The 14,933-nt window shown below is 59.0% G+C and carries 13 protein-coding genes; 6 read left to right on the forward strand and 7 right to left on the reverse strand.

Annotation, left to right across the window (positions count from 1 at the left end; genetic code table 11):
* The first annotated feature begins 123 nt into the window (after positions 1-123).
* Positions 124-2,214, forward strand: a complete 2,091-nt coding sequence (locus Q0936_RS02735) for a GAF domain-containing protein (protein ID WP_299295858.1) — start codon at positions 124-126, stop codon at positions 2,212-2,214.
* 33 nt (positions 2,215-2,247) lie between these two features.
* Here Q0936_RS02735 and Q0936_RS02740 read toward each other — a convergent pair whose 3' ends face one another.
* From Q0936_RS02740 to Q0936_RS02760, 5 genes are all read right to left on the reverse strand, one after another.
* Positions 2,248-3,120: an alpha/beta hydrolase gene (locus tag Q0936_RS02740; protein ID WP_299295860.1), complete on the reverse strand. Its 873-nt coding sequence runs from the start codon at positions 3,118-3,120 to the stop codon at positions 2,248-2,250.
* Positions 3,117-3,944, reverse strand: coding sequence for a sulfite exporter TauE/SafE family protein (locus tag Q0936_RS02745; protein WP_299295863.1), 828 nt, complete (start codon positions 3,942-3,944; stop codon positions 3,117-3,119). The genes Q0936_RS02740 and Q0936_RS02745 overlap by 4 nt, the downstream gene beginning before the upstream one ends.
* Complete coding sequence (locus tag Q0936_RS02750) at positions 3,941-5,428, reverse strand: tripartite tricarboxylate transporter permease (RefSeq protein WP_299295865.1); 1,488 nt, start codon at positions 5,426-5,428, stop codon at positions 3,941-3,943. The genes Q0936_RS02745 and Q0936_RS02750 overlap by 4 nt, the downstream gene beginning before the upstream one ends.
* A gap of 9 nt (positions 5,429-5,437) precedes the next feature.
* On the reverse strand, positions 5,438-5,896 hold the full coding sequence (locus tag Q0936_RS02755; RefSeq protein ID WP_299295867.1) for a tripartite tricarboxylate transporter TctB family protein: 459 nt from the start codon (positions 5,894-5,896) through the stop codon (positions 5,438-5,440).
* Positions 5,897-5,957: 61 nt separating this feature from the next.
* A complete protein-coding gene (locus Q0936_RS02760; RefSeq protein WP_299295869.1) occupies positions 5,958-6,911 on the reverse strand; it encodes a tripartite tricarboxylate transporter substrate binding protein in 954 nt (317 codons plus the stop codon).
* Between the two features lie 92 nt (positions 6,912-7,003).
* Here Q0936_RS02760 and Q0936_RS02765 point away from each other — a divergent pair, with 92 nt between their 5' ends.
* Positions 7,004-8,044: a LacI family DNA-binding transcriptional regulator gene (locus tag Q0936_RS02765; RefSeq protein WP_299295872.1), complete on the forward strand. Its 1,041-nt coding sequence runs from the start codon at positions 7,004-7,006 to the stop codon at positions 8,042-8,044.
* 26 nt (positions 8,045-8,070) lie between these two features.
* On the opposite strand, the gene Q0936_RS02770 is transcribed toward Q0936_RS02765, so the two are convergent.
* The gene (locus Q0936_RS02770; RefSeq protein ID WP_299295874.1) at positions 8,071-8,514 is read right to left on the reverse strand and encodes a GNAT family N-acetyltransferase; all 444 of its coding nucleotides are present in this window, start codon (positions 8,512-8,514) and stop codon (positions 8,071-8,073) included.
* Positions 8,511-8,930, reverse strand: coding sequence for an ACT domain-containing protein (locus tag Q0936_RS02775; RefSeq protein WP_299295876.1), 420 nt, complete (start codon positions 8,928-8,930; stop codon positions 8,511-8,513). The genes Q0936_RS02770 and Q0936_RS02775 overlap by 4 nt, the downstream gene beginning before the upstream one ends.
* 275 nt (positions 8,931-9,205) lie before the next feature.
* Between Q0936_RS02775 and Q0936_RS02780 the strand changes: the two genes are divergently transcribed.
* The 4 genes from Q0936_RS02780 to Q0936_RS02795 all read left to right on the forward strand — a co-directional run bounded on the left by Q0936_RS02780 (position 9,206) and on the right by Q0936_RS02795 (position 14,783).
* Positions 9,206-11,620, forward strand: a complete 2,415-nt coding sequence (locus tag Q0936_RS02780) for an FAD-dependent oxidoreductase (RefSeq protein WP_299295879.1) — start codon at positions 9,206-9,208, stop codon at positions 11,618-11,620.
* Positions 11,621-11,777: 157 nt separating this feature from the next.
* Positions 11,778-12,785, forward strand: a complete 1,008-nt coding sequence (locus Q0936_RS02785; RefSeq protein ID WP_299140108.1) for a TRAP transporter substrate-binding protein — start codon at positions 11,778-11,780, stop codon at positions 12,783-12,785.
* A gap of 75 nt (positions 12,786-12,860) precedes the next feature.
* On the forward strand, positions 12,861-13,427 hold the full coding sequence (locus tag Q0936_RS02790; RefSeq protein ID WP_299377844.1) for a TRAP transporter small permease subunit: 567 nt from the start codon (positions 12,861-12,863) through the stop codon (positions 13,425-13,427).
* 3 nt (positions 13,428-13,430) lie between these two features.
* A complete protein-coding gene (locus Q0936_RS02795; RefSeq protein ID WP_299295883.1) occupies positions 13,431-14,783 on the forward strand; it encodes a TRAP transporter large permease in 1,353 nt (450 codons plus the stop codon).
* The last annotated feature ends 150 nt before the right edge of the window (positions 14,784-14,933 follow it).

Consider the following 14,933-nt stretch of genomic DNA (forward strand, 5'->3'; position numbering starts at 1 on the left):
CTGTCGTCTCCTTGGATTTGGCACCGGGGCCAACCCCCATCGTGCTGTGTGTTCAAGCTACGGATGGCTATGGGGCCGGGGTATCGTTCAAATGAACCAGTTGATGCAGGAGGCGTGTAGGGTATGGTTCACCTGTATTTGCCCGAGGTTATTATGTCGGACGCGGCGTCCAGTGTTGAACCACTGTCCAAAAGAGAGGCGGAGGTGGCTGCCGCTTATGCGGACGGTGCCAGTTACAAGGTCATTGCACGTGATCTGGGCATTTCGCCAACAACTGTGCGGTCTCACCTGCGCACCGTGTATGGCAAGCTGAACGTCACATCGAAAATCGCGTTGGCGCAGGCCTTGGCTGATCCTCATGCGCCTTCGGATGTGGCGTCAGATACGTCCGGCCTGTTGGCGGACCTTGCGCTAGAGCTGGACGAGGCCATGCGCCGCGAGCGTGCGATGACCCGTGTTTTGCGGATCGTGAATGAGAGCAGCGGCAACCTCGATGACGTGATCGACGAGGTGTTGGAACAGGCGCTTGAAATCTGCGAAGCGGAATTTGGCATCCTGATGGAGCATCATGGGGATTTCACGTTCACCGAAATGCGGTCCAGCAACATCAGCGTGCCGTTTTCGGATTGGCTGTCGGCGCAGGGCGCCTTCAATCCGGGGGCTGACACCGCCGTGGGCCGCGCAGCCAGAACGCTGAAGCCTGTCAGCATCGCAGATGTGAGCGCCGAAGACGTCGCGTACGACGACAACCCGCTGCGTTTTGCCACCGTCACCTATGGCCGCGCCCGGTCACTGGCTGCGATTCCGATGACGGCGGGAGGGCGCTTGATCGGGGTTTTTAGCGTGTACCGGACCCGTGTGCATCCGTTCAACGACCGGAGCCTGGAACTGGCCCAAGCCTTTGCGGATCAGGCTGCCATCGCGATCAAGAACTCGCAACACATCAAGGACATGGAGGCGCGGCTGGACCGTGCCGCGGCCACGCATGAAATTCTGGAGGCGATCAGCAACACGAGCGATGATGAAACGCCGGTCTTTGATGCCATCCTGGGCAATGCGCGCAAGCTGTGTGATGCCCCGTTTGCGGCGTTGATACTGGCCCGGCCGGGGGACGAAATCCAAGCGATGATCGCGCATCATGGCGCGCTGAAAAGCACCGAAGACTATTATGCCGAGGGAAGGGTGCCGATGGACCCGGACAAGTCCTTTGCCGCGCGTGCGATCACCGAAAAACGCCCCGTGCATCTGCACAATATGATGGACACGGATCAATACCGGGCCGGTGTTCCCAATGTCGTGGAACTGTGCGACGTCCAAGGTATCCGCACGAACCTGTTTGTGCCGCTTGTGCGGGATGGTGAGGGGATCGGATGTTTCGTGATTTTCCGGCACGAAGTCAGACCGTATAGCGATGAGCAAATCGCACTCGTGGAAACCTTTGCCACACAGGCGGTCATTGCTCTGGAAAACGTCCGCCAGTTTCGGGCGTTGCAAGCCCGCACGCGTGAAGTTCAGGAATTGAACGCCTCGCTTGAGGCAAAAGTTGACGAACAGATCGTTGAAATCGAACGGATGGGGCGGCTCAAGCGGTTTTTACCACCTGCCGTGGCGGATCGGGTTGTGTCCTCTGGATCGGAAACGATGCTGCAAAGCCACCGCGCGCTGTTGGGTGTTCTGTTTTGCGACATTCAGGGGTTTACCGCCTTTTGCGAGACAGCGGAGCCGGAAGAGACAATCGAGGTGCTGCAGACCTACCACGAAGAGATGGGCAAACTGATCAACCTGCACGGGGCTGGCGTGGACCTGCGAATGGGGAACGGTATCATGGTCCTGTTCAATGATCCGATCCCCTGCGACGATCCGGCGGGCGACGCCGTGCGACTGGCCATTGCCATGCGCGCGCGGATGGGCGAGCTGTGCGCGGGTTGGAAACGTCTGGGCCACCGTCTCGGGTTTGGGGTGGGCGTTTCGCTTGGCTATGCGACGGTAGGCCTTGTGGGGTCAGAGGGGCGGTTCGATTACACCGCATCCGGGACGGCAATCAATCTCGCGTCGCGTCTGTGCGACGCGGCGGATGATGGTGAAATCCTGCTGAGCACGCGGGCGGGTATTGCGGTCGAGGATGACTTTGACATCGAGAGCCGGGGGGAACTGAACCTCACGGGCATGCGGGAACCCATAGAAGTCTTCAGACTGGTGCACGACGCGGTATGATCTTGCTGCGGGGCCAAGCACCAAGGCGCCCGGCTACATCAGCGCCTTGCGTTTTGCGGCGCGGTTGGCCCATTGGGTCCGAATGAACGCGGCGGCGGTTTCTGTGGCCCTTGGCGTGGCAAAGAGAACCCCATGCCCTGCGTCGAACAAGTGAAACTGGCCCTGAGGCAAAGCGTCGGCAAGCGCCTGTTGCGCCTCGGGTCGCGCCTGTTGATCAAAGCGCCCTGCGAGAACGCAGGTCGGTGTTTCAATGTACGGCAAGTCGCTGGTGCAATCATGCCCACGCCGCGCATTCAGCAGGCGCGCATAACCACCGCTTGCGATCGAGGGTTGGGCAAAGTCCTCTTCGAACTGCACCCGTGCCGCGAGTTTTTGTGCAAATCCATCGGGGTCCTGCGTTTGTTGGGCTATGTTGCGCGTGTCTTGCAGGCACAGCGCCTCAATCGCTGCATCACGGCGCGATAGCGATAAGAAGGAAGAGATGTCAAAGGACCGGTGCACGGGCCCACCCGCCGTAGCCGACGCCACGACAAGCGCGCTGATACGGTCGGGCGCAAGGCCCGCTAGGTGCAGCGCTGTCATGCCGCCAAAGCTTTCACCCACAATTGCGGCAGTGTCCCATTCCAGGGCGTCCATGACCGCCAGTGCGTCCTTGGCATAGTCCTGTATGTCCCATGACCCGTCGGGGTGTTCTGTGCGACCGATCCCGCGTGGTTCATAAGTCGCAAAGGTGAAACCGTGGGCCAGATCGCTGTTCAAAAAGCTGCGTTTCAGGGTCAGGTCAAAGTTTGATCCACCCAGAAATAGTACCCGTGGGGCCGCCGCGTCGGGGTGTGGCGCGTGGATGTGGTGAACCGCCAAACGCCCTGTTTCCAAAAGCCCTTCGGTCAGGGGACGCGCAATCATGCAAAAGCCTCTGACAGCATTTTGACGCCGCTGATGCCGAGGAAAACGGCAAAGGCGACGCGTAAGCGGCGTGCGTTTAGCAGGTGGGCAATCTTTACCCCTTGGGGCGCAAAGATGAACGTGGCGACGGAAATGACCAAGGCGGCTGGTATGTTGATGTAACCCAGCGAATAGGGCAGCAGGCCGGGTATGTCTTGCCCAGCGAGGGCATAGCCAACAATGCCCGGCACTGCGATCATCAACCCAAAGAGCGCCGCCGTCCCAACAGCGCGGTGAACCGGCAAGGACAACAGGGTCATCGTGGGCACAGCCAAAGTGCCGCCGCCGATCCCCATCATGGCGGACAGCACGCCGATTGGTCCCGCAATGGCCGCGCGCGCTGCCAGCGATTCGGGCGGCGCAGGTGCCAGCGTGAGCGGCTTTGGGTTCAACATGTTCGCCACGACAATCAAGGCGATAACGCCAAACACGGCTGAAAGCATAGATGCGTTCACGTTGGCCGCGATGAGACCACCAAGTAGCGCACCGGCAACCATCATGGGCGCCCAGGACCGGAACATTTCAAAGTCGATGGACCCTTTCCTCGCATGCGCGCGCGCGGACGAGATTGACGTGGGGATGATGGTGAGCAACGACGTGGCAACGGCAAAATGAATGGCCAAATCGCCGGGCACATCCAGCATCCCGATCTCGGTCAACCAGTAGAGCACAGGCACAATCACGATGCCGCCACCCACGCCCAATAAACCGGCCAGCGTGCCTGCTACGGCACCAACCACCAGCAAGACCGGAGCGATCAGAAGCCAGTTGGTTGGATCGCTCACGATGCTGTCCTGGACAACAGGCTTCGCAGCAGTGGCAGGCTGAGGGCGAGAAGAGCGGCAAGCGCGAGAACCAGCGCGATGGGGTGGCCCGTAAAGAACGCGAGAAAGCTCCCATCGGTCAGGATCAGTCCCTGCCTCAGCGTCAGTTCTAGCGTTGGCCCCAGTACCATACCGATTACCAGCGGCGCCATTGGCACGCCTTGCCTGCGCAGCAAAAAGCCAACGAACCCGGCGCCGCCCATCACAAGCAGGTCAAACGGATTGCCCCGGACGAAATAGATGCCGACCGCGCAGAGTATGACAATGGCCGTCATCATGAACGCCTCGCGGATGCGAAGGATGGGCGCTGCCACCCGCGACAGCAGCATGCCCAACGGCAGCAGCAAAATGTTGATCACAAAGAACCCCGCAAAGATCGCCGCGATCAAGGTTGGATTGTCGTCCACCAGCTTGGGGCCGGGCGTGATCCCGTGCAGGGTCAGGGTGGCCAACATGACCGCCGTAATGGCGTCACCCGGAATGCCCAGGGCCATGGTTGGCACCAACGCGCCGCCCGTCACCGCATTGTTCGCCGCCTCTGACGACACGATGCCATCGGGCTCTCCCTTGCCAAAACCCTCGCGGTTGGGGGAGGACCGTCTGCCCTCGGCATAGGAAATGAATGCGGCGGTTGCTGCACCCGTACCGGGCAAAACGCCAATGACATTGCCGATGGCTACCGACTTGGCCAGGTTGCGTAACCGGCCTTTCCACATCTTCCAAGTGGGCAGGATGATGCCACTGAAGGCAACGAGGTTTGACACCCTGCTGATTGGTTTGCTGGCGCGGATGAACACTTCGGACAGGGCGAAAACGCCAATGACCACGGCAAGCAGGTTGAACCCTGCAAACAGTTGCCAGTTGCCAAAGGTGAACCGCATTTCACCCAGGATCGGATCGCCCCCGACTGTCGATAAAAAAATGCCGATCATCCCGGCCATCAACCCTTTGACCACCGAACCGGTGGAGACGGATACGATGCAGGTCATTCCAAGCAGGATCAGGGCAAAGGTTTCAATCGGGCCGAACTGAAGCGCAAAGGCCGCAAGCTGTGGCGCGGCAAAGATCAGGACAACGGCCGAAACCAGCCCGCCCACCACGGATGCGACCGTCGCCCATCCGAGGGCCAACCCCGCCTCGCCGCGCTGCGCCATGGGATAACCATCGAGGCAGGTGGCCGCCGATTGTGGCGTTCCGGGCGTGTTGATCAGGATTGCGGCAATCGATCCGCCATAGACGGACCCGGCATAGACGGCCAACAACAAAAGGATGGCGGGTGCCTGCCCCATGGTCAGCGTAAAGGGCAGCACAATAGCCACGGCCACAGTTGAGCCAATGCCGGGCATGGCCCCAAGAACGATCCCGAGAACCGTCCCCATGACCAAAACCAACAGGCCTTCGAGGCTGAGCAGGATGCCAATGGCTTCGGGAAGTGCAGACAGCATTGGCGGCCCTCAGAAGACGTAGGTGAACCGCGACGTCGGCAGCGGCATCCCAAGCGTGTGGTTGAACAGGAAAACCAATGCGCCCGGCACAAGAATGGCAAAGACAGCAACCAACAGCGGATTTCGAACGCCAAAGGCAGGCAGACAAATCAGCGCAAAGACGACGGACGGCAGAAAGAACCCCTCGGACCCAATCACGTTGGTGTAGATCAGGGCCGCAACGATCACGACGCCGATGCGCGGCCAACTGGCGATGGGCGACTGTGTTTCCTGCGTGCGCACGGTTTGGATCAACGCCACCACGGCCAACCCGATCCAAAGCGTCAGAATGATGCGTGGAAAGAACATTGGTGATTGCGCAAGGTCGCTGGCGGAAAAGCTCTGTTGAAAGGTCGACGCATAAAGCGCCACGGCCAGAATAAGCAGGCCGAACTGCACAACCACGCGCTCATTGGCGAACCGTTGCATGAGGTGGTCCTCTACGTGAATGAAAGGCCGCCCGCAGCATCGCGCCGCGGGCAGTGTGGGATCAAAGACCCGCAGCTTCGATCAATGCCGCGTTGGATTCGTATTGCGCCCGGTAAAAGGCGTTGAACTCATCTGCTCCACGGTAGTTGATCACGGTGCCGGAGTTGGCTGCAAAGTCCCTGAACCCGTCAGAGGCGACAGCGGTTTCGCAGGCCATTTCAAGCTTTGCCGTAACCTCGGGTTCGAGCCCGGCAGGGGCAAAGAGACCGCCCCAAAGGTAAAGCTCGTTCAGCGGCGGCGCGATGCCGACCTCGGTGGCTGTTGGGACGTCGGGATAGTTTTCCAGCCGTTCGCTGTTGAACACCATGAGAGGGCGGAAATCGCCGCGCTGCATCAGCACCTCGGTGTCACCAAAGAACTGGATATTGCCTGCCGTCAGCTCTTTGATCGCGGGGCCAGACCCTTGGAATGGCAGGTGTTTGAGATCATCGAGAATCCCAAGTCCGGCAAAGGCGGCAACAGTGGTCAGGTGGGTCATCGCCCCTGGGCCGGACGACCCATAGACGTATTTGCCAGGCTCTGCCTTGACGGCTGCAACCACATCCTCGGCCGTTTGGAACGGGCTGTCATCTGACACAAAAAGCAAAGTAGGCGACGCTGCCACCGAACAAATGGGCGTCCAACTGTCGAGGCCGTAAGGGACGGCTTTGATCTGCGGCTGGATGGTGGACACAGTGATGGACATATAGGCCAGTTGATAGCCGTCCGGGCGTTGTGCCTGAAGGGCGGATGCCGCAACCGTGCCAGAGCCGCCAGCCATGTTTGAGACAAAGGCATCGGATCCGATGGCCTCTGCGAAATGTGGTGCAAGGCCACGCAACAAAAGATCGGTGCCGCCGCCCGCGTTGAACGGGGCAATCAAGTTGATCGGGCGCTCGGGAAAGCCGTCGGCCATGGCCGCAGAAGTCGATACGACAGCAGCGATACACGTGGAAATCAGATACTTCAGCTTCATGTTTTCCTCCCTCTGAAGCGTTTATTGGTAACGATGTCTTCTAATTGTTATCGATGTCAATTGTAATTGTTATCGTTGTCTGCCCGATTTCAATGAAATATATCACCCTCATGAATGACCGATCCGACGTCAAAACTGACAAGCGCGCGAGATCAACCGTGCGGGATGTCGCCACGCTTGCGGGCGTGTCCGAAATCTCTGTGTCGCGTGTGATGCGTAACGCTCCAAATATCTCGGACAAGCTGCGCGACAAGGTCATGGAGGCCGCAAACGCTCTGAGCTACACGCCCAACCGGGTTGCCGGTGCGTTGAAAAACCAAAGCAGCAACCTTGTCGCGGTTGTCCTGCCGTCCATGAGCAACGAAGTGTTCTCTTCGGTCCTCGACGGCATCGAATCTGTCTTGAATGACCAAGGGTTGCACGCCGTTTTGGGCCTGAGCGAATACGACGCCGATCGCGAGCTGAGGGTCATCCGCGAGCTTTTGTCGTGGTCCCCCATGGGTATCATCCTGACAGGGCTGCACCACCGGGACCCGATCCCCGGCATGATTGCGCAGCTTGATATTCCGGTTGTGCAAATCATGGATATCGAAGGCGCGCCCATCGGCTCTGCCGTCGGGATTTCACACAGTGCTGCAGCAGTCACGGCGGCGGATCATCTGTACGACAAGGGCTATCGCAAGATCGGCTACATTGGTGCCTGGAGCGAGCGGCCCGAGCGATCAAGAGCGCGCAGGCTGGCCTTTGAGGCGCGGCTGGAAGAACGCGGCGCGCTGCTGGTTGCATCGCTGATTGCAGAAGAGCGTTCGTCGGCGATGGTTGGTGCACGCGCGACTGAAACATTGCGCCGCCAGCATCCGGACATTGATTGCATTTTCTTTGCCAATGACGATTTGGCTTTGGGCGGGCTGTTTCATGCGCTGTCTGCGGGCATTGATGTGCCGGGGGAGCTGGGTCTTTTGGGCTTTAACGGGATAGAGATCGGCAAGGCGACGCCGATCCCGCTGTCGAGTATCGAAACCCCGCGTTTCGAGATGGGTCGGGAAGCCGCCAAACTGCTCCTGTCTTCGAAAGATGACGGCAACCGCGTGATGGACCTGTCCTTCAAAATATCCGACGGCAAGACCGTATAGACCGTACCCCGCAGTTGGGTTGGGGGTCAACTCAGAGCCAGTGTTGCTTTCTGGTAGGGCAACCCGGATTTGAAGAAGATGCCAGGCACCACGTCAAAACCCAGATTTTGGTAAAATGGCAGCGCAGTTACACGCGCATCGCACCAGAGTGTGCCAAGGTTTTTGTCGCGCATCTGTGCGGCCCCTTGCAGCACCAGCGCCGCCCCCAGACCTTGGCCTCGATGCCGAGCATCTACAGCGAGTTTGCGCAGCTGCGCGGCGGACCCATCAACGAAAAACGATGCCACGCCCACCAGCTCGTCAGTGTGACGGACCCCAAGATGCAGGGCGGTGTCATCGCCGGGAACGCGCACGTGCGACAGGGGCCTTTCAGGCCACAGGTTGGCTTGCCTGACCTTGAGGACGCTATCGGCCGTCTCGACCCCGAAACGGTATGTCCCTTGTTCCTGCCCCGGCGCGGCAAAGGTCATGAGGCGCTCAATTGCTGCGCTGCCTTTTGCGCGTCCTTCAACGCATCAAGTGCGGCTGCCGCGTCTGCGTCAGGTACAAACACGTGATCATGGTGATAGGCGGCCACGATGTTGCAGCTGATGCCACATGCGGTCAGCGCATGGGCCACTGCGGCTGTCAAACCAACCCCTTCGAGGTCGGAAAAGACATTGAGGGTGATCTTGCGCATCGGGACAGAAGTGTCGAAACCACGCGCCGCGGCAACGTCCACAGGCAGGATCAAAGTGACGCTCTCGGCCTCTTGCACGATGGCAAAAGCGTCCGTCAGCACAGGACCTGCCGTTTCCATACTCGGAACGCTGCAATAAACCCATCGACCGTCCGTCAGTATCGGCGTCATACCGGCAATCATGCTGTTGGTGTCTTTGACGGTCATGTGTCGGTGATCCTGCTACATCTCTTTTTCATTCAAACCGCGATGTGGCGGTTGTTGCGCTATCAATACCGTAGCGGCTGGAGAGGGCCAAGAAGTTGTGCAGATCGTTAGTAAACGACCCGTGGCTCCGACCCCTTTCCCCTAGGCAAGTGTTTGCTACGGATTTCGACGTCAGCAAATGCATATTTTCAGAACAATGAAAGTGGGGTGTCACGATTGACCCTTTGCCGCTTGTCTTCATTGTTCCTGAAAATATGCAAATCCGGAGTGTTGTCATGAAGTCCCAAACCCGTGCCGTAGTGATCGGTGGTGGCATCGCAGGCTGTTCAACCCTGTATCACCTCACACAGGAAGGTTGGACGGACGTTGTACTGGTCGAGCGGGACGAGTTGACCAGTGGCACGACGTGGCACTCTGCTGCGCAGGTGACGAACTTTGGAATGAACCAGACGATGGTTGGGCTCAAGACGCATTCCATCAATCTCTACCAGGAGCTTGCAAACGATCCCGACTATCCGATCAATTACCATCATGGTGATGGCGGCATCCGATTGGCCAACACGCAGGCGCAAATGGATGGATATGCGCATTTTGCTTCGATGGCGCGCGGCATGGATGTGCACTTCGAAGTCATTGACGCGGATGAATGCGCCCGGCGGCATCCGCTGATTTCCACCGACAATCTGATCGGCGGGTTGTGGGATCCTATGGACGGCGACATCGACCCCGCGCAACTGTGTCAGGCGTTGGCGCGCCGCGCGCGCAAGGCGGGGGCGGAGGTCTATCGCCACACGCCCGTGACCGGGTTGACGCAGCACCGTGATGACACCTGGACCGTACACACGACCAAGGGGGATATCGATTGCGACGTCGTCGTGAACGCCTGTGGTTACAGGGTGAACGAAGTTGGTGCGATGATGGGTGTGCATCACCCGGTGGCGTCGATGGAACACCAATATTTTCTGACCGAAGAGATACCGGCCATTCGCGACGCTGGCCACCGGATGCCGCTGCTGCGCTGTCCGATCAGTGACTATTACTGCCGTCAGGAAAAGAACGGATTGCTCTTGGGGTTTTATGAGCAGGATTGCAAAACTTGGGGCATGGATGGCATTTCGCCTGACTTTACCAACGCACTGTGTCCCGATGATCTGGACCGTGTGACAGATGTTCTTGAGGGCGCGTTTGCCCGGATGCCCGCGTTGATGGAGGCGGGGGTGCATACGGTGGTCAATGGGCCGATCACCTACACCATCGACGGGGCCCCTCTGGTCGGGCCGATCCCGGGAAAGCGCAACGCGTTTTGCATCATCGGTCTGCGCGCAGGTTTGGGTGAGGGCGGCGGCCATGGCTGGCTCTTGGCCCAGCAAATCGTCCATGGCGAGGCCTGCTATGACACATGGTGTTTGGACCCCCGCCGGTTTACCGACCATGGCAATGTGGAACTGACCGCGCTGAAGGCGATCGAAGACTATCAAAACGAATTCCGGTTCCATTTCCCCCATGAACACCGGCCCGCAGGACGGCCAATCAAAACAACGCCGCTGACGCCGGTTCTGGCCGCGGAAGGTGCCGAGTTTACTGTCGTAAATGGATGGGAACGGGCAGAGTATTTCAAACCCGCGCCGGATTTCGCCGTGACACATGGGTTTCATTTCGACGAGGCCTTTGATGTGGTCGCGCGCGAAGTGGGAGCCGTGCAAAGTGGCGTTGGTCTGGCCGAAGTGAACGGGTTCAACCGGATCGAGATCGACGGACCCGATTCGCATGCGTTTCTCGATCATGTCATATGTGGGCGGGTGCCGCGCAAACCCGGCAAGGTTGGTTTGGGATACCTGTTGAACGACCACGGCTGTATCAAGGCCGAGGCGACAGTGGCAAACATCCCTGATGGGCCAGTGTGGTATGGATCGGCGGCGGCGGCCGAGTGGCATGATATGGATTGGCTGCGTGCACATGCTGACGGCTTTGACGTTTCGCTGCGGTCGCTGACCAATGATCACACCATTCTGGTACTTGCCGGACCCAAGGCGCGGGATGTGTTGAGCGCGGTGTCACGCGAGGATTGGTCGGCTGCTGCCTTTCCCTGGTTGTCGGTGCGCCGCGCGTTCATCGGGATTGCGCCTGCGGTGGTGATGTCGGTCAGTTTCTCGGGCGAGCTGGCCTTTGAAATTCACGTGCCGAACAATCAATTGTATTCCGCCTATCTGTCGCTGCGCGCGGCAGGCCAAGCGCATGATTTGCAGCTGTTCGGGGCGCGGGCAGTTGAATCAATGCGGATGGAAAAGGGCTATTTGCATTGGAAGGCCGACCTGATCACCGAGTTTGATCCGTTCGAGACAGGTTTGGACAGGTTCGTGAAGATGGACAAGGATTTCGTGGGCAAAACGGCGTTGCAAGCCCGACAGGCCAAGGGTGCACAACGCAAGCTGGTCAGCCTGGTCATCGATAGCAAAACGGCCCCGGCGCATCCCGGTGCATCTGTCTTGCAGGATGACAAAGTTGTTGGCACCGTTACATCCGGTGACTGGGGGCATAGGGTTGGCATGAACCTGGCCTATGCCTTTGTTGATACCGCACATGCAGCGCAAGGCACTGAATTTACAGTCGATAGTCTGGGCGAACATGTCCCCGGACGGGTCATCGCAGCGGGTCCCTACGATCCAGGCAACACCCACCCTCGCCAATGATGGGGCACGGCATAAAGCGGGCATATAGTTACAAAGGCGGGTGACAGACTTAGTTGCGTTGCATAACAATTCCCCTCGAACAGCGAGTCAGGCGCTTCATGCCGGACCGGCAAAAGGGAGGAAATCCATGTCATTCACACGCAAATCATTCCTGAGCATGGTGGGCGCCGCAGCGTTTGCCATCGGGTCAGGGACCGCGGCGCTGGCCCAGGAGGTCACGTTGAACCTGCACCAATTCCTGCCCGCGCAGGCGAACGTGCCCAAGCTGGTTCTGGATGTTTGGGCCGACAATGTCGAAGCGGCCTCTGATGGTCGTATCAAGATTGATCGCTATCCGTCGATGCAACTGGGTGGTCGCCCGCCCGAGTTGATTGACCAGGCCATCGACGGCGTGGCCGACATCGTGTGGACCGTTGTGGGTTACACCCCTGGCCGCTATCCAAGCACCGAGGTTTTCGAGCTGCCCTTTATGATGACAAACGCGCGCGCGATGTCGTCGGCCTATTGGCAGATGTTCGAAAAGCACATGAAAGACACCGAATTCAAGGACGTGCATATCCTTGGCACATGGGTCCACGGCCCCGGCATGATCCACGTGAACAAAGAGGTGAAAACGCCCGCGGATATGGAAGGCCTGAAGATCCGTGGCGGCTCGCGTACCGTCAACAACCTGCTGGAAAAGATGGGCGCCACGCCTGTCGGTATGCCGGTGCCTGCCGTGCCTGAGGGTCTCAGCAAAGGTGTGATCGACGGCACAACGATCCCGTGGGAAGTCACCGCAGCGCTCAAGATACCGGAACTGGTGGGCAACCACACCGAGTTTGAGGGCGAGGCGCTGTATACGCTGACCTTTGTGCTGGCGATGAACAAGGACCGCTACGAGGGTCTGCCTGCTGATCTGCAAAAGGTCATCGACGACAACTCGGGCCTCGAGTTCAGCATCTTTGCCGGTGGCACACAGGCTGACTCCGATGGGCCAGCGCGGGTGCGTGCCGTGGACAACGGCAACAACATCGTGACCGTGTCTGGCGCGGACCTCGACGCATGGCGTGCCGTGTCGCAGCCGATCTATGACGAATGGGTCGCAGACATGGAAAGCAAAGGCATCGATGGTCAGGCGCTGATCGACGAAGCGCGTGCGCTGATGGATGCCTACGAAGGGTAATCCTGTAGACAGAGACTGAAAACGGGCCGCGGCTGTGATGCCGCGGCCCTGTTTTTCCAGGGACATGAGGCAGATATGCACGGGGTGGTGAAATGGTTGGCGCGTGCGTCAGCGATCGTTGGCGGGGGTGTCTTGCTGATCCTGATCGTTTTGACGACGTTGTCGATTGTCGGGCGCGAACTGTCCAAGATGGGTCACGCCATGGGCGATGGCGCTCTGGCATTGTTGGGCAATTTCATCGTCTCCGCAGGCATTGACGAGATCAACGGCACTTACGAATTGACCGAGGCAGGCGTGGCATTTGCCATTTTTGCGTTCTTTCCGGTCTGCCAGTTCTACGGTCAGCACGCGACGGTGGACGTGTTCACCTCTGCCATGCGACCACGCCCTCTCGGATGGCTGCGCGCCATGTGGGAGGTCGTGTTGGCGATTGTGATAGTCTTCATTTCTCTGCGCCTCTACGAGGGGATGCTGCGCTATCTGGGCAATGGTGAAACGACGCTGTTCCTGCAATTTCCGGTCTGGTGGGCCTATGCGGCATCTGTGGGTGCCGCGGCCATTGCCAGTCTGACGGCCCTGTACTGCGCCTATGCCCGCCTTGTTGAGGCGGCGACCGGGCGCATGATCCTACCGGAAGGCTGAACAATGGATTGGATACGCGACGTCGTTCAGTTTATCGGGCTCAGTCGGCTCGAGTTGGGGTTCTGGTCCTTTCCGATCCTGCTGGGGCTGATTTTCCTTCGCGCGCCCATCGGGTTGGCCATGTTCCTGTGTGGATTGCTTGGGTGGGTATTTGCTATGAACGGCAATCCGACCCCGATTCTGGCCAAGCTGAAGTCTGAGACCTACAGCACGTTTTCCAACTATTCGCTGACCATCATCCCGATGTTCCTGCTGATGGGGCAATTTGCGACCCTCTCGGGCATGTCCACCGCGCTGTTCAAAGCCGCCGAAGGATTTCTGGGGCACCGTCGTGGGGGCGTCGCCATGGCGGCCGTGGGGGCATGTGCCGGTTTTGGCGCGATCTGTGGGTCGTCACTGGCCACTGCCGCCACGATGAGCCGCGTGGCTCTGCCAGAGCTGAAACGTTATGGCTATTCGGGCGGGTTTTCGACGGCGACGCTGGCCGCAGGCGGGACGCTGGGCATCCTGATCCCACCATCCGTGATCCTCGTGATCTATGCGATCATCACCGAACAGAACATTGCCAAGCTGTTTCTGGCCGCATTCATCCCCGGCATTCTGGCAGCTATCGGCTATGTCATCACGATCTCGATCTATGTGCGGCTGTTTCCCGGATCCGCAGGGACGCGCCCGGCAATTCCCATGGCACAGCGTTGGAAAGCACTGGGCGACACGTGGCCCGTTCTGGCAATCTTTGCCATCGTGGTTGGCGGGATCTATGCCGGATGGTTCACCCCGACCGAAGGGGCGGCCATTGGTGCGGCTGGTACCGGTTTCGTGGCACTGGTCGGCGGCAACTTGACATGGGCCGTTCTGGGTGAGGCGCTGATTGGTACGGCAAAAACCACGGCCATGATCTTTTTCATCGTGCTGGGCGCATCGCTCTACAACAACTTCCTCGCCCTGTCCGGCGCACCGCAATGGCTGGCGGACTACGTACTGAACCAAGGGTTTACGCCCTTGCTGGTGCTGAGCGTGATCCTGGTGTTCTACCTCGTGTTCGGCTGCGTGATGGACAGCCTGTCGATGATCCTGCTGACCGTGCCGATCTTTTTCCCGGTTATACAGGGCCTCGATTTTGGCATGACGCCGGAACACGTGGCGATCTGGTTTGGTATTCTGGTGCTAATTGTGGTCGAGGTTGGTCTGATCACGCCGCCAGTCGGTATGAACCTGTTCATCATCAACGCCATGGATCGCACAACGCCAATGACCGAGACGTATAAGGCGGTCATGTTTTTTGTCGGGTCCGATATCGTGCGTGTGATCCTGTTGGTGCTGTTTCCCGCCATCACGCTGTTCCTCATTCCCTAACCCAAAGGCCGAGACACAAGATTTGGCAGATGCGCAGTCGGTGTTTCTGCGCACTCTAGATATGCAGTAAAAAGCTAAAATCCGGCGAATTCATTGCGGAGGCGTGTCCTGGGGCGCAGGATAAAGCATCATTCGTGTCTTTGGGAGGGT

Origin of the sequence: uncultured Tateyamaria sp. (assembly GCF_947488715.1) — a bacterium.
Taxonomy (GTDB): Bacteria; Pseudomonadota; Alphaproteobacteria; order Rhodobacterales; family Rhodobacteraceae; genus Tateyamaria.

What these genes read in the sequence shown, in the direction of transcription:
- Q0936_RS02735 (WP_299295858.1), top strand. Translation starts at nt 124, where the DNA reads ATGGTTCACCTGTATTTGCCCGAGGTTATTATGTCGGACGCGGCGTCC.
- Q0936_RS02740 (WP_299295860.1), bottom strand. Translation starts at nt 3,120, where the DNA reads ATGATTGCGCGTCCCCTGACCGAAGGGCTTTTGGAAACAGGGCGTTTG.
- Q0936_RS02750 (WP_299295865.1), bottom strand. Translation starts at nt 5,428, where the DNA reads ATGCTGTCTGCACTTCCCGAAGCCATTGGCATCCTGCTCAGCCTCGAA.
- Q0936_RS02755 (WP_299295867.1), bottom strand. Translation starts at nt 5,896, where the DNA reads ATGCAACGGTTCGCCAATGAGCGCGTGGTTGTGCAGTTCGGCCTGCTT.
- Q0936_RS02760 (WP_299295869.1), bottom strand. Translation starts at nt 6,911, where the DNA reads ATGAAGCTGAAGTATCTGATTTCCACGTGTATCGCTGCTGTCGTATCG.
- Q0936_RS02765 (WP_299295872.1), top strand. Translation starts at nt 7,004, where the DNA reads ATGAAATATATCACCCTCATGAATGACCGATCCGACGTCAAAACTGAC.
- Q0936_RS02770 (WP_299295874.1), bottom strand. Translation starts at nt 8,514, where the DNA reads ATGACCTTTGCCGCGCCGGGGCAGGAACAAGGGACATACCGTTTCGGG.
- Q0936_RS02775 (WP_299295876.1), bottom strand. Translation starts at nt 8,930, where the DNA reads ATGACCGTCAAAGACACCAACAGCATGATTGCCGGTATGACGCCGATA.
- Q0936_RS02780 (WP_299295879.1), top strand. Translation starts at nt 9,206, where the DNA reads ATGAAGTCCCAAACCCGTGCCGTAGTGATCGGTGGTGGCATCGCAGGC.
- Q0936_RS02785 (WP_299140108.1), top strand. Translation starts at nt 11,778, where the DNA reads ATGGTGGGCGCCGCAGCGTTTGCCATCGGGTCAGGGACCGCGGCGCTG.
- Q0936_RS02790 (WP_299377844.1), top strand. Translation starts at nt 12,861, where the DNA reads ATGCACGGGGTGGTGAAATGGTTGGCGCGTGCGTCAGCGATCGTTGGC.
- Q0936_RS02795 (WP_299295883.1), top strand. Translation starts at nt 13,431, where the DNA reads ATGGATTGGATACGCGACGTCGTTCAGTTTATCGGGCTCAGTCGGCTC.